The sequence below is a fragment of the Rhodobacter sp. genome, from assembly GCA_020637515.1.
Classification (GTDB): Bacteria; Pseudomonadota; Alphaproteobacteria; order Rhodobacterales; family Rhodobacteraceae; genus Pararhodobacter.
In genome coordinates this window covers 692,945-706,456 of record JACKKG010000001.1, presented here as the reverse complement: position 1 = coordinate 706,456, position 13,512 = coordinate 692,945, and the positions used below count along the sequence as shown (strand labels likewise).

13 protein-coding genes are annotated in these 13,512 nt (G+C 68.5%); 4 read left to right on the top strand and 9 right to left on the bottom strand.

The genetic code is table 11. The annotated features are described in order from the left end of the window. From H6900_03400 to H6900_03390, 3 genes are read left to right on the top strand one after another with little or no spacing between them, the layout of a single operon-like run. Nucleotides 1-2,313: a LamG domain-containing protein gene (locus H6900_03400; protein MCC0072316.1), complete on the top strand. Its 2,313-nt coding sequence runs from the start codon at nucleotides 1-3 to the stop codon at nucleotides 2,311-2,313. 59 nt (nucleotides 2,314-2,372) lie between these two features. Next, the gene (locus tag H6900_03395) at nucleotides 2,373-3,335 is read left to right on the top strand and encodes a LuxR family transcriptional regulator (GenBank protein MCC0072315.1); all 963 of its coding nucleotides are present in this window, start codon (nucleotides 2,373-2,375) and stop codon (nucleotides 3,333-3,335) included. Between the two features lie 32 nt (nucleotides 3,336-3,367). Further along, the gene (locus tag H6900_03390; protein MCC0072314.1) at nucleotides 3,368-4,483 is read left to right on the top strand and encodes a class II histone deacetylase; all 1,116 of its coding nucleotides are present in this window, start codon (nucleotides 3,368-3,370) and stop codon (nucleotides 4,481-4,483) included. Here the strand turns inward: H6900_03390 and H6900_03385 are convergent. The 7 genes from H6900_03385 to H6900_03355 are packed head-to-tail and all read right to left on the bottom strand — an operon-like array spanning nucleotide 4,473 to nucleotide 11,715. Next, nucleotides 4,473-5,447 carry an ornithine cyclodeaminase family protein gene (locus H6900_03385; GenBank protein MCC0072313.1) on the bottom strand — a complete coding sequence of 325 codons (975 nt, stop codon included), beginning with the start codon at nucleotides 5,445-5,447 and terminating at the stop codon, nucleotides 4,473-4,475. The two genes, H6900_03390 and H6900_03385, sit on opposite strands and share 11 nt — an antisense overlap. Further along, nucleotides 5,444-6,304 (bottom strand): alpha/beta fold hydrolase, encoded by an 861-nt coding sequence (locus H6900_03380; protein ID MCC0072312.1) that lies wholly within the window; start codon nucleotides 6,302-6,304, stop codon nucleotides 5,444-5,446. The genes H6900_03385 and H6900_03380 overlap by 4 nt, the downstream gene beginning before the upstream one ends. Next, nucleotides 6,301-7,758, bottom strand: a complete 1,458-nt coding sequence (locus H6900_03375; protein MCC0072311.1) for a M81 family metallopeptidase — start codon at nucleotides 7,756-7,758, stop codon at nucleotides 6,301-6,303. The genes H6900_03380 and H6900_03375 overlap by 4 nt, the downstream gene beginning before the upstream one ends. After that, nucleotides 7,755-8,291, bottom strand: coding sequence for a TRAP transporter small permease subunit (locus H6900_03370; GenBank protein ID MCC0072310.1), 537 nt, complete (start codon nucleotides 8,289-8,291; stop codon nucleotides 7,755-7,757). Before H6900_03370 ends, H6900_03375 begins: the two co-directional genes overlap by 4 nt. 16 nt (nucleotides 8,292-8,307) lie before the next feature. Next, a complete protein-coding gene (gene dctP, locus H6900_03365; protein MCC0072309.1) occupies nucleotides 8,308-9,276 on the bottom strand; it encodes a TRAP transporter substrate-binding protein DctP in 969 nt (322 codons plus the stop codon). Nucleotides 9,277-9,307: 31 nt separating this feature from the next. Next, complete coding sequence (locus tag H6900_03360) at nucleotides 9,308-10,594, bottom strand: TRAP transporter large permease (GenBank protein MCC0072308.1); 1,287 nt, start codon at nucleotides 10,592-10,594, stop codon at nucleotides 9,308-9,310. Next, nucleotides 10,591-11,715, bottom strand: a complete 1,125-nt coding sequence (locus tag H6900_03355) for an FAD-binding oxidoreductase (protein ID MCC0072307.1) — start codon at nucleotides 11,713-11,715, stop codon at nucleotides 10,591-10,593. Before H6900_03355 ends, H6900_03360 begins: the two co-directional genes overlap by 4 nt. A 112-nt stretch (nucleotides 11,716-11,827) precedes the next feature. Between H6900_03355 and H6900_03350 the strand changes: the two genes are divergently transcribed. Further along, complete coding sequence (locus H6900_03350) at nucleotides 11,828-12,439, top strand: helix-turn-helix transcriptional regulator (protein ID MCC0072306.1); 612 nt, start codon at nucleotides 11,828-11,830, stop codon at nucleotides 12,437-12,439. Here the strand turns inward: H6900_03350 and H6900_03345 are convergent. Continuing rightward, entirely contained in the window at nucleotides 12,425-13,012 is a 588-nt protein-coding gene (locus tag H6900_03345; GenBank protein MCC0072305.1) for a uracil-DNA glycosylase family protein, read from the bottom strand. The genes H6900_03350 and H6900_03345 overlap by 15 nt on opposite strands. Further along, nucleotides 13,009-13,512: a peptide-methionine (S)-S-oxide reductase MsrA gene (gene msrA / locus H6900_03340; GenBank protein ID MCC0072304.1), complete on the bottom strand. Its 504-nt coding sequence runs from the start codon at nucleotides 13,510-13,512 to the stop codon at nucleotides 13,009-13,011. The genes H6900_03345 and msrA overlap by 4 nt, the downstream gene beginning before the upstream one ends.

Below are 13,512 nucleotides of genomic sequence, written 5' to 3'. Positions count from 1 at the left end.
ATGGCCAAGCACCGCATCTTTGGTTACTGCACCCCCTGGTCGGTGAAACCCGGCGACGCGATGCGGTTCATGATCTCGGCCGAGGGCGTGACCGAGGCGCGCGCCACCCTGGTGCGTCTGCTGCACGGCGACGAGAATGCCGCCGGCCCCGGTTTCGTGGAAGAGGCCGTGCCGGGCGCCATGCCCGACCGCCTGCACGTCCGGCGCCAGTTCACGCAGAAGGGCTCGTATGCGCAGGTCTCGGGGATGGAGGTGCACGACGTCGCCGACGGCAGCTTCACGCTGGCGGGTTTCGTCTTTCCCACCGCGCCCGGCACGCGGCGGCAGACCATGCTGGGGCGCTGGGACATCTCGGGCTCGCAGGGTTGGGCGCTGGGCATCAACCCTGAGGGGCACCTGGAATTCTGGGTCGGCGACGGGCAGGACGTGGACCAGGTCACCGCCGAGGTGCCGCTGATCCCGCGCAGCTGGTATTTCGTCGCCGCCACCTGGGACGCCGCGACCAAACGCGCGCGGCTGGTGCAACTGGGCCGGGTGGGGCGCTACAACGGCAAGTTGGGGCTGGTTGCGCCCTATGATTACGACAGCATCGTCACCTCGGTTCTGAACACCGCGCCAAAGGCGGCGGTGGCCGAGGCCCCGTTCCTGTGGGCCGGGGCCAGCGACTGGAACGACCAGCGCGGCCGCTTTGTCGAAACGCTCTACAACGGCAAGATCGACCGCACCGGGCTATGGAACCGGGTCCTGTCGGATGACGAGATTCAGGCGATTTCCGCCGGTGCAGAGCCTGTTTCGCAGGGTCTTGTCGCCTGGTGGGACCCGACGCTGGGCTATACCGATACCGGCATCGGCGATACCATCCAGGACGTGGGGCCGCACGGGCTGCACGCGCAGGGGATGAACCGCCCGGTGCGCGGCATGACCGGCTGGAACTGGCAGGGTCGCGATGACAGCTACCGGCTGAACCCCGGCCAATACGGCGGTGTGCATTTCCACGACGATGCGATGACCGATTGCCGCTGGGAGCCGACGGTCGAATGGACGGTGCTCAAGGGGCTGAAAAGCGGGGTCTACGCGCTGAAGCTGACCACAGACGGGGCCGAGGACCACGTCCCCTTTTTCGTCCGCGCCGAGACGCCGAAAGCGCCGGTGGCGATCCTGATGTCCACCTTTACCTACCTGGCCTATGCGAACGAGCATCTGGCCTATGAGGCGCCGATCGCCCAGGCGATCACCGCGCACACGCCGATCCTGACCCGGCGCGACGTGGATTTCGTCAAGCTGAACGAATTCGGTCTCAGCACCTATGACCACCATTCGGACGGCGCGGGGTGCTGCTATTCCAGCTACTTGCGACCGATCCTGAACATCCGGCCAAAGTATCGCAGTTCGGCCATGGGGTTCCCCTGGGCCTTGCCTGCCGACCTGTCGCTGATCTGGTGGATGGAACAATCGGGCCACGACTATGAGATCCTGACCGACCACGACCTCCACGCCGAAGGCGCGGCCGCGCTGGAACCCTACCGCGTGGTCATCAACAGCACGCATCCGGAATACTATTCCGAACGCATGATGGACGCGACCGAGGACTATCTGACCCGGGGCGGCCGGGTGATCTATGCCGGCGGCAACGGGTATTACTGGGTTTCGGGCCTGCGCCAGGGCGAACCCGAGATCATGGAAGTGCGCAAGCTCGACACCGGCTCGCGCGCCTGGCAGGCCGAGGCCGGCGAGGGCTATCTGGCCTGCACTGGCGAACGCTCGGGCCTGTGGCGGTCGCGCGGGCGGGCGCCGCAAAAGATCGTCGGCATCGGCTTTACCGCCGAAGGCATGGACCGCTGCACCCATTTCGAACGGATGCCCGACAGTTTCCACAAGCGCGTGGACTGGATGTTCGACGGTATCGGTGCCGACGAGAAGATCGGCGAATTCGGCCTGGGCCTGGGCGGCGCGGCGGGGATCGAGATCGACCGCTACGACCTGGCGCTGGGCACGCCGCCGCACACGCTGCTGCTGGGCATGGCCGACGGGTTTTCCGACAACTACCCGCTGGTGAGCGAGGAAATCACCTATGCCTTTCCGGGGCGCGGCGGCACGCAGGACCCTCAGGTGCGCGCCGACATCACCTATTTCACCACCGCGAACGACGGCGCCTGCCTGGGGATCGGCTCGATCGCCTGGTCGATGGCGCTGCCGGTGAACGGCGGGCAGAACAACGTCGCGCGCTTCATGAAGAACGTCCTCGATGCCTTTGTGAAACCCGGGCCGCTGCCGGGCGGCGCCCATATCGGCGAGGAAAAGCTGTGGCGTTGACTCGGGCGTCAAGGGGGCACTACGCTGAGCCCGGAACGGAACGTCCGGGGGATCGTGCCATGCGCGAGGGGACGGAGTTGCAAGCCTTCAGCCAGTTCGTCGGCGCCCTGCACGAGGCGCGCCGCGATCTTGATGGCCCCGCGTTGCTGAACTGGGCGGCCGAGGAACTCTCGGGCATCATCGGTTTTGACGCGGCCTGGCTGGGCTGGGCCGACATGACCCCCCCTTCGGTCGAGATCATGGGCACGACCCTGCACAACCTGCCCGCCGATTATGTCGCCTTCTGGAATGTCATCCGGTCCGAGGACCTGCTGGCCACCGACGTCAAGAACATGAAGACCGAGGGCCGGCTTTGGGCGCAATACGACCGCGACGGCAGCCGCCACACCGACGGGATGATCGCGCTGGCCGATCGCTACGGTCTGCGCAAGCTCAGCGTGGTCACGCGCGCGCAGGACCCGCTCAGGCCGCAGTTGTTCATCTCGGCCTATCGCAGCGGTGTTTCGGCGCGCAGCCTGGACACCGGCGAACTGACGTTCCTGTCCTGCGCGCTGGACCACATGCAGGGGATGCTCGACCGGGCCTCGGACGGGGGAGCGGGCGATCTGCGCTTGCTGGTCGATGCCCACGGCCGCCCGGTCGCGGGCAGCGCGGCGGCCCTGACCCTGTGGTCGGGCTGGCGCGGCGAACCGGGGCGCGGAGGCGCCAGTTTCGACGATTTCCTGGACGCGCGCGGCTTCAACGTGCTGGCCAATCCGACCGCGTTGGCGGGCGGGCACAAGCTTACGGAACTGCGGTTGATCCCGCGCCGGATGCTGGACAACTTCTCGGCCCGCGAACGCGAGGTTGCGGAACTGATCGCCGAGGGGTTCACGCACAAGGAAATCGCCCGTGAACTGGGGATCGCGCCGACCACGGTGCGCAACCAGACCGCGCGCATCTTTGAAAAGGCCGGCGTCTCCAGCCGGGCGGCGCTGACCCGGGCGATCCTGTCGGATCAGCCGGTTTCGCGCGAACCCTGACATCCCCCAATTCCTGCCAGACCGGAGGGCCCATGAGGACCGGATTCTATTTCGACGAGCGGTGCCTGTGGCACCATCAGGGCGTGCCGCACGCGCTGGTCATGCCGGTCGGTGGCTGGGTGCAGCCCGTCAGCGGCGCCGGCCACCCGGAATCGCCGGACACCAAGCGACGGCTGAAATCGTTGATGGACGTGTCGGGGCTGACCGCGCAACTGGACGTGCGCAGCGCCCGTCCTGCCACCCGCGCCGAGATGGACCGCGTGCACGAGCCCGACTATCTGGACCGGCTGAAAGCGATGAGCGATGCCGGCGGCGGCGAGGCCGGCTTTGGCGCGCCCTTCGGCCCGGGCAGCTACGAGATCGCCGCGCTGTCCGCCGGCCTGGCGCGGCAGGCGGTGGCGGATGTTCTGGCGGGTGTGCATCGCAACGCCTATTCCCTGTCGCGGCCGCCGGGGCACCACTGCCGGCCCGAACAGGGGATGGGGTTCTGTCTGTTGGCGAATATCCCGATCGCGCTGGAATCCGCCCGGGCAGAGCATGGGCCCCTGAAGGTGGCGGTCATCGACTGGGACGTGCACCACGGCAACGGCACCGAAGCGGTCTATCTGGAGCGGGCCGATACGTTGACGATCTCGCTGCATCAGAGCCTGTGCTACCCGCCCGAATCCGGCCTGGCCGCGAACCGGGGCCAGGGGGCAGGCGCTGGTTGCAATCTGAATGTGGAATTGATGCCGGGGATGGGGCACCAGACCTATCTCGATGCGTTCGAGCTGCTGGTGGAACCCGCGGTGCGGGCCTTTGCGCCGGATCTGATCGTCGTCGCCTCGGGGTATGATGCGAATGCCTTCGATCCGCTGGCGCGGATGCAGGCGCATGGCGGCACCTTCCGCACGATGACGCGCCGCGTCATGGCGCTGGCCGACGCGCTGTGCGGCGGCAAGCTGGTGGTGGTGCACGAAGGCGGCTATGCCGAGGCGGTTGTGCCCTTCTGCGGTCTGGCCGTGATCGAAGAGCTGTCGGGCCACCGCACCGCGGTCGAGGACCCGACCCTGCCGATGATCGAAAGCACCCAGCCCGACGCCGATCTGATCGCCTATCAGCGCGCCCGGCTCGAGGCGCAGGCGCGGGCTTGCGGGTTCAGAAGCTGACGACCTGGCCGCGTCCCTCGCTCTGGGCCCGGGTCAGGGCATGGGTCGCGGCGGCCAGATCCTGCGCGACGATCCCCAGCGACCGGTAGACGGTGATCGCCTCGGGCCCGGACCGCCCGGGCGCGCCGTTCAGCACGGCGCCGATCTCGGGCTTCAGGTGGTCTTCGGTGATGAGGCCGGCTTTCAGGGTGTCCACCACCTCGCCCGCCTGGGCCAGCAGCGAGGGGCGATAATCGCAGAAGATCTCGCTGCGCAGGACCAGCGCGTCATCGACCTCGCGCCTGGACGGGATCGAGGCGCCGACGACGTTCACATGCTGCCCCGGTTCCAGCCAGTCGCCCAGCAGCACCGGCGTGGCGGAATTGGTGACGGTGCAAACAATGTCCGCGCCCCGCACCCCCGCCTGCACATCGGTGCCGTGGACCAGGGTCAGCCCGGGGTGCGCGGCGGCCGCATGGGCGGCAAAGGCGGCGGCCTTTTCGGCGCGGCGGCCGACGATATGCACGGAGTCGATGGGCCGCACGGCCAGCATGGCGGCCAGGTGGTGTTCGGCCTGCTCGCCGGTGCCGACGATGGTCAGGCGGGTGGCCTGGTCCCGGGCCAGCGCGCGGGTGGCGACGGCGCTGGCGGCGGCGGTGCGGATCGCGGTCAGCAGGCCGGCGTCCATCATCGCCACCGCGCCGCCGGTTTCGCTTTCGAACAGCACCACCGCGCCGCGATGGCCGGAAAGCCCCTTGGCCGGATTGCCGGGGAACAGGCTGACCAGCTTGACGCCAAAGCACATGGGATCGCCCAGCGCGCCCGACATGACGCCCATCATGTTCGCCCCGCCCACCGGCACGACATGCCTGAGCGGCAGTTGCGCATCGCCGCTGGACACGCTGCGCATGGTGCGGTCGATCACGGCGATCGCCTGATCCATCGGAAGCAGCGCGGCGATGTCGGTGTTCGACAGAACCCTCATGCCTGCATCACCCCGTCGTTGGCGGGTCGCCAATCGGCCGGCAGAGGCGCCAATCCCAGCCGCGCGCGCAGCAATCCGGTGTAGAGATCGGGGCGGATCAGATAGGGGAAATGGCCGCCCCAGGCAAAGCGGAACGCCGGCGCGGGCGCGTTGCGGGCGCGGACGGCGGCGCGCATCGGCGGCGGGATCAGCGGGTCGTCGGTGCTTTCGATGACCGTGGCGGTATCGGCGGCGTTCGACAGGGGCGGCAGCGCCGGGCCGGTCTTGATCCCGTCCAGACGCGCGCGCAGTTCGGATTCCAGAATGCGGCCGTCGGCCTCGGCCAGCAGGAATTCGACCATCTCGGCGTGATCTGGATGGGCCTGCACCCAGGCGCCCATGCCCATGTGGAACCCGTTGCGCAGCTCTGCGATGGGTGCGGTCCACAGGTCCAGCGAATAGGGCGGGCGATGCGCGGCCTCGACGATCTCGTGCAGGGTGTTCGCGGCGAAGAGGTGGCGCACGCGGCCGGGATAGGTGGCGGCGAAATACTGCGCCAGATAGCCCCCCAGCGATGAGCCCAGCACCGCCACCCGGTCGATCCCCAGCCGATCCAGCAGGGTCACCAGGCTGGCCGCCCAGTCCACCACCCCACCCGAAGCCGGATAGCTGACCGACAGCACCCGCATGTCGCCCGCCAGCGCCGCGATCTGTTGAAAGAACACGTCCGACCGGCCCAGCGTGCCGGGCAGGAACAGAAAGACCGCGCCCGCGCCGCCGGTGTCGATCAGGCCCCAGTCGCGGCCGTCCAGGTCGATACGGGTTTCGGGAAAGCGCGCCAGAAAGGCGTCGCGGGCAGCCATCAGTGCGTTGGTCATGCGAAAGGGTCCTCGACCTTGGGCCAATAGTTCAGGGCGCGGTGGCGGTAGGGAATCGCGGTGAAGTCGGGCGTGATCGCCCCCGGCGAGGCAATGGGGATGATCGTGCTGGCGATGGGCGCGAACCCGGCGCGGTAGTGGTTCGAGGATTTCACGCAGACATGCCGCTTGCGGTCAAGATCGATGCCCAGCCCGGTAAAGGCCTCAGGGTGGAAGGTCTGGGTGCGGGAGTCATTCACCACAAGATCAATATCCGCGTCCTCGATCCGCAACCAGACCGCGGTGCCCAGGTTGACCGGCAGCGTGCCAAAGCGTTGCGTCAGGCCGGTGGCGACGCGGCGGATGGTGACCGTCAGGTCCAGGGGATCGCCCGACATCGGCCCGCATTTGCCGCCCAGCCGCACAGGCAAGGTGGCGCCTTCGCCCGCGTCCTGGCACAGCCGCACCACGCCCGGGTCCCAGTAGATCCCCGATGCGATCGAGGTCAGGCCCCGTTCCAGCATCGCCCGCAACAGAAAGGTGGAATCCGATGGCGCGCCGCCGCCCGCGTTGTCCGACATGTCAGCCAGCACGATCGGGCCCTGATTGTGCCCGGCGGCGCGGTCCAGCGCGGCGTCGATGCTCAGCACCTGCTGAAAGATGTCCTTGCGTTCGCGCCACAGTTTTTCCGCCAGTTCGCGAGCCATGCGTTCGGCTAGCGCGGGGTCGCCGTCGGTGATCGCCAGCGCGCGCGCGCCCGTGCGCGGGTGGTCGCCCCAGGGAAACCCGTGGGCCAGCGACAGCGACAGCACGCCGGGTTCGGATTCCCGCGCGGTCATGGCATCGACAAAGGCGCGCATCGGCCCCTCGGGCGTGGGCATGGCCATGATGATGCGGCAATCGTGGTCGCGCATCACGGGGTGGATGCGCCCTTCGGCGGCATCGGCCAGCAGGGTGAACAGCTCGCGCGCGCGGTCCAGCACGTCCACATGCGGGTATTCCTTGAAGCAGATCAGCGCGGTGGCGTTGTCGATCATCGCCTGGGTCAGGTGGCAATGCGGGTCCAGCGTGGCGCCGATCTTGGCCGTGGGCGCGATCTCGCGGATGCGGGCGATCAGGTCGCCCTCGCAATCCGGATAGCCGTCGGCGATCATCGCGCCGTGCAGTTGCAGCAGCACGATATCCACCGGCATCGCGGCCTTGAGGTCGCGCAGGATCTCGTCGCGGAAATCTTCGTAGACCTTGCGCACGGTCGGCCCCGAGGGTTGGGCAAAGGTCGCCAGGCTTTCGACCACGGGCCAGCCGCGCGCCTCGGCCGCCGCGCGCCAAAGGTGCAGCGCGCCGGTCCAGTAGATCGCCGGGTCCCGGGTGGCGGTGCCGTGGTGGATGATCCCTTCGGCAAAGCCCGACAGGCCCGTCGGCATCGGCGAGAACGAGTTTGTCTCGGTTGCGAGACAGGCGAGGAAGGTTTTCATGGCGTGTTCGGTTCCGTCGGCAATTGGTCGGTGGCCTGCAAGGCCAGGCGCGCGGCCAGGTGGACCAGGATCAGCGCAAAGGCGAGCGGCACGGCGGCGGTGAACCAGATCATCGGCAGCGGTATCATTTCGGCCGTGCGGCCCAGGCTGCGGCCCAGGAAGCCGCGCGCCATGTTCAGATTGGGGCCGAACAGGCTGAACCACAGGACCGGCGCCGCGAACAACAGGACGCCGCCGGCACGAAACAGGGCCAGGGCCAGCCCCGCGCCGCCGCGCAGCGTGGCCGCGCCGGGGAACAGAACCGGGTCCGCGCCCGCGCGAAACGCGGCCGAGGCCCCCAGCATCCCCGCCCAGACCATCGCGCGCCGAGCGAGTTCCTCGGTCCAGACGGGGGGCGAGGACAGGATGTAGCGCGCGATGACCTGCCAGCCGGCGGCATAGACCATCACCAGCACCGCCAGCACCGCCCCCAGCAGGGCAACGGTGTTCAGCGCGGCCGACGTGCGGTCCAGCCCCCGGGCGAACGATCGGATCATCGCGCGCCCCCGGTCACTGGGCGATGGCGGCCTGCCACTGGGCAAGCTGCTCGGGCGTGACGATCGCGCTCCAGGTGCCTTCGGACGCGGCGCGGAATTCGGCGCGGGCCTCGGGCGACATGTCCGAGATCTCGACCCCGGCGGCGCGCAACTGGTCCATGACCCCCGTCTGGCTGCCCAGCCAATCGCGGTTCGCGGTGTTCGCGGCGGCGACCGCGGCGTCCACCGTGGCGCGGTCCGCGTCGCTGAGGCCGGAATACCAGTCCTCGGACGCAATCGCGATGCGCAGCGAGGGCGAGATCTCGGCCGGGGTGAAGTAGTGGATGAACTCGGTATGGCCGAACAGAAGCGGCACGAAGGCGGGGTTCAGATACCCGTCCGCGACGCCGGTTTGCAGCGCGTTCGGAACCTCGGCCCAGCTGACGATGGTGCCGTTCGAGCCCCAGGCGCGATACAGCTCGATCTGGCTTTCATCGAGGGCGCGCATCCTGAGATCGGCCATGTCCGACATCTGCGTGACCGGGTGGCGGGTGTTGAAGATGCCGGTTGCCGGGCCCACCGTATCCACCGCCAGCACCCGCACGCCCGAAGGCGTCAGCGCGGCGTTGATCCGATCGAGCATGCCGTGGTCATAGAGCGCGCGGTCCACGTCGCCCATGCCGTTGAAGAAATAGGGCAGGCGCAGGCCATAGATCAGCGTGTCGATCGAGCCGACGATGCCCAGCGGCGACATGCCGACCTCGACCAGGCCCTGGGTGACCTGGTCGAACACCTCGTCATCGCCGCCCAGGGCGCCGCGCTGGAATTCCTCGGCCGCGATGCCGTGATCGTTCAGATAACTGGCAAAGCTGTGCGCCCAGACATAGCTGCCCGAGCCTTGCAGATCCGGGGGGCTGTCCAGCGAGACCTTGATCTGCGCCTCGGCCCCGGTGGTCAGCAGCGCGAGGACGCTCGCGGCTTTCAGGATGGTCGTCGGTTTCATGGCTCCCTCCATGTTGGGTTTCGGTTGTCGGTCAGTTGCCCATCAGCCCCATCTGGCGCGGCAGCCAGAGGGACAGGTCGGGAATTGCGGTCAGCAGCACCAGCACGCCGATCTCGACCAGCAGGAATGGCAGGATCGCGCGTGCCAGCCGCCAATAGTTCAGCCCGGTGACGGTGGACACGATCAGCAGGCACCCGCCCAGCGGCGGCGAGATCAGGCCCAGGCACAGGTTGAAGCACAGCACGATCCCCAGATGCACCGGGTCCGCGCCCTGGGCGATGGCGACGGGCGCCAGCAAAGGCACCAGCAGCGCCAAGGCGACGGTGATGTCCAGCACCATGCCAGACAGCAGAAAGATGACGTTCAGCAGGATCAGATACTGGATCGGGCTCAACCCCAGGGTGGTGACGGTGCCGGCGATGGCCTCGGGCAGGCGCTCCATCGCGCCCAGGTAGCCCAGCGCCGACACCGCGCAGATGATCATGAAGATCGACCCCGACAGCATGGCCGTGCGCTTGAGCGACTCGAGGATCGCGCGCGGGCCCAGCCGGTCGTAGAAGAAACCCGCGCCGGTGGCGGCCAGAACCGCGACGGCGGCGGCCTCGGTCGGGGTCATCCAGCCCAGCACGATTCCGCCGACGATGATCAGCGGGATCGACAGCGCCGGCAGGGCGTGGGCCAGCGTCGGCAGCAGCGGCGGCACCTCGCCGCGGGCCAGGCGGGGGTGATCGTCGCGCCAGGCGTAATAGGCGTTCACCGCCATCAACGCGGCGGCCAGCAGCAGGCCCGGCACGATCCCGGCGATGAACAGCGCCGTGACCGAGGTCCCCATCAGCGCGCCATAAAAGATCATGATGATCGACGGCGGCACGATCGGCCCGATGATCGACGACGCGGCAGTGATCGCACCGGCATAGGTCAGCTTGTAGCCCTGCTCGGTCATCGCCGGCACCAGCGTGTTCGACACCGCGGCGCTGTCCGCCACCGCCGAGCCCGAGATCCCCGCGAAGAACACCGAGGTCATCACGTTCACATGCCCAAGCCCGCCACGCAGTCGCCCGACCAGCGCCATCGCCAGCCGGATCAGCACCCGCGTCACGCCGCCCCGGTTCATCACCTCGCCCGCCAGGATGAACAGCGGCATCGCCATCAGCGCGAAGACGTCGATCTTGGAAAAGATCTGCTGCGGCAGGATGGCCAGGTAGCGGCTGTTGTCGGTTGCCAGGAAGGCCAGCACCGTCGCGCCGCCGATCACATAGGCAATCGCCAGACCCGAGGCCAGAAGCAGCGCGCCGATCAGCGGAACCAGGTAGATCATGGGCGCAGACCCTTTCGGATGGGGGACAGGGCCTGCGGCGTGACGCCCTGGTCGGCGATGTCGGCCGGGATCGGGCGACCCAGGGTCAGCGCGGCGGCGGTGCGGGCCATGGCCGGGGCGCTCTGGATGCCATAGCCGCCTTGCCCCGCCAGCCAGACAAAGCCGGGCGCATCGGGGGCGTGGCCGACGACCGGCGCCTTGTCCGCGACAAAGGACCTGAGCCCCGCCCATTTGTGCGCGACCCGTCGCACCGGCAGGTCGAACGCGGTCTGGATCCGGTCGATGGCGATGGCGACGTCCAGATCCTCGGGCTGGGCATCGCAAGGCGGCGAGGGGGTCTCGTCGGCGGGCGACAGCAGCAGCTTTCCGGCATCGGGCTTGATGTAGAATTCTTCGTCGATATCGACAGCCATGGGCCAGGGATCGGGGTTCAACCCGGCGGGCGGATCGACCAGAAGCGCGGTGCGCCGCTTGGGCGTCAGGCCGATGCGTTCGATACCGGCCATCGCGGCCAGGTCGTCCGCCCAGGCACCGGCGGCGTTGACCACCAGATCGGCGTGAATCGCGCCCGCCCGCGTGTCGATGCGCCAACCCGCGCCATCGCGGGACAGCGCCATCACTTCGCACTTGAGCCTGAGCGCGGGGCCGAGGGGGCGCAGATATTGGCGGTGCAGGGCCTCGACGTCGATATCCGCGGCATCGGGGTCCAGCAGGGCGCCGACGGCATAGTCGCCGCGCAGCAGCGGCAACAGCGCGCGGGCCCGGGCCGATGTCAGCATCATAGCGCCCAGTTCGGCCTGCAAGGCGGCCAGGGCCTCGGCCTGGTCCGGGCGGGCCAGGAACAGGACCTTGCGCGGGCGCAGCAGCGGGTGCGGGCGCTCGGCGGTCGGCGGTGCGAGGAATGCCGGCCCCGAGGCCCGGGTCAGCGCGCGGATGACCGGCGGGCCGTAGGTCGGCGTGAACAGCGCGGCCGAGCGGCCGGTGGTGTGATACCCCGGCGCGGATTCGCGTTCCAGCAGCAGAACGTCCTGTCCCGCCGCCGCCAGTTCGGCCGCGACCGATGCCCCCGCGATCCCTGCACCGATCACGACGATCCCGCGATGTTCCGTTGCCTGCGACATTCTGTCCCTCTCGTCGTCTGGCGACGTTAGCACGCTTTTTCGGATCGGAAAGGGAAATTTTCCGATAGGAAAATAGAATTGCCTTTGCCCTGTCAGCCGATATGATTGCGCCATGACCGTCTCTGCCAGGATTGCCCCGCTTCCAGACACCCAGCGCGCCGAATTCGGCCGCCGTCTGCATGCGCTGCGCCGCGCGCGCGGCTGGACTTTGGCCGAGCTGTCGGAACGCTCGGGGTTGGCCGTTTCGACCATCTCCAAGGCCGAGCGCGGGCTGATGTCGTTGACCTATGACCGGATGTTGCAACTGGCGCGCGGCATCGGCGTGGACATGGCCGAATTCTTCGCCGCCGATGGCACGGCCTTTGCGCCCGGCAGTTTCGCCGTGGCGTCCAAGGGGAATTTCGAGCGTCTGGAAACGCGGAACTATGTCTATGAGATGTTGTTCCCGCAGATCCGCAACAAGGCGATGGTGCCGATGATGGGCACGCTGAAGGCCCACGACCTGATGGATTTCGACGACTTCGTGCGTCACCCGGGGCAGGAATTCCTGATGGTGCTCGAGGGCGCGGTGACGGTCTATGCCGAAGGCAAGGCCCCGGTCACCCTGCGCCAGGGCGACAGTCTCTATTTCGACAGCGCGCGCGGGCATCTCTATGCCTCGGCCGGGGCGCAGGACGCGCGCATCCTGGTGGTCTGCACCGAGATGGAATCAACCGTCCCCTAGCGCCGCCTCGACCGCATCTCGGGCGGCGGGCAGCAGGTCGGATTCGAACCAGGGATTGCGCCTGAGAAAGGCGTTGTTGCGCCAGGACGGGTGCGGCAGCGGAAAGAGGCGCGGCGCGTGATCGCGCCAGCCCGCGACGGTGGCCGTGACGCCGCCCCGGGTGGCCTGTGCGCCCAGGTGCCAGCGTTGGGCATACTGCCCGATGACGAAGGTCACGCGCAGATCGGTCAGTTGCGCCAGAACCCCGGTGCGCCAGGTGTCGGTGCAGCGGCGCGGCGGGGGCAGGTCGGCGCCCCGGGCGTCATACCCTGGAAAGCAGAAGGCCATCGGCACCACGGCGACGCGGTCCCGGTCGTAGAATCGGGCGCGATCCAGCCCCAGCCAGTCGCGCAGCCGGTCGCCCGAACGGTCGTCGAAGGGCACGCCCGACTGATGCACCCGCAACCCCGGCGCCTGCCCGGCGATCAGAATCCGCGCCGTGGGCCGCGCCCACAGGATCGGGCGCGGTTCGTGTGCGGTGGCGGTGCGGGCAAAGTCCTGCGCGCAGAGACGGCAGGACCCGGGGTCGGTCATTCCGCCGCGCGTTTGGGCAGGACCCAGCCGGGGCGCGGGAAATGGCAGGTATAGCCGTTGGGGAGGCGTTCCAGGTAATCCTGGTGCTCGGGCTCGGCCTGCCAGAAGGCGCCGGCGGGTTCGACCTGGGTCACGACCCGGCCGGGCCACAAACCCGACGCATCGACATCCGCGATCGTGTCGCGGGCGGTCTGATGCTGGGCCTCGGTGGTGTAATAGATGGCTGAGCGGTAGCTCATCCCCAGATCGTTGCCCTGCCGGTTCGGTGTCGTCGGGTCGTGGATCTGAAAGAAGAACTCCAGCAACTGGCGGTAGCTGATCGTCGCGGGGTCGAACAGGATCTCGATCGCCTCGGCGTGGGTGCCGTGGTTGCGATAGGTCGCGTTCGCCACGTCGCCGCCGGTATAGCCGACGCGGGTCGCGGTGACGCCCGGCAGTTTGCGAATCAGGTCCTGCATTCCCCAGAAGCAGCCCCCGGCAAGCACAGCGCGTTCGGTCAT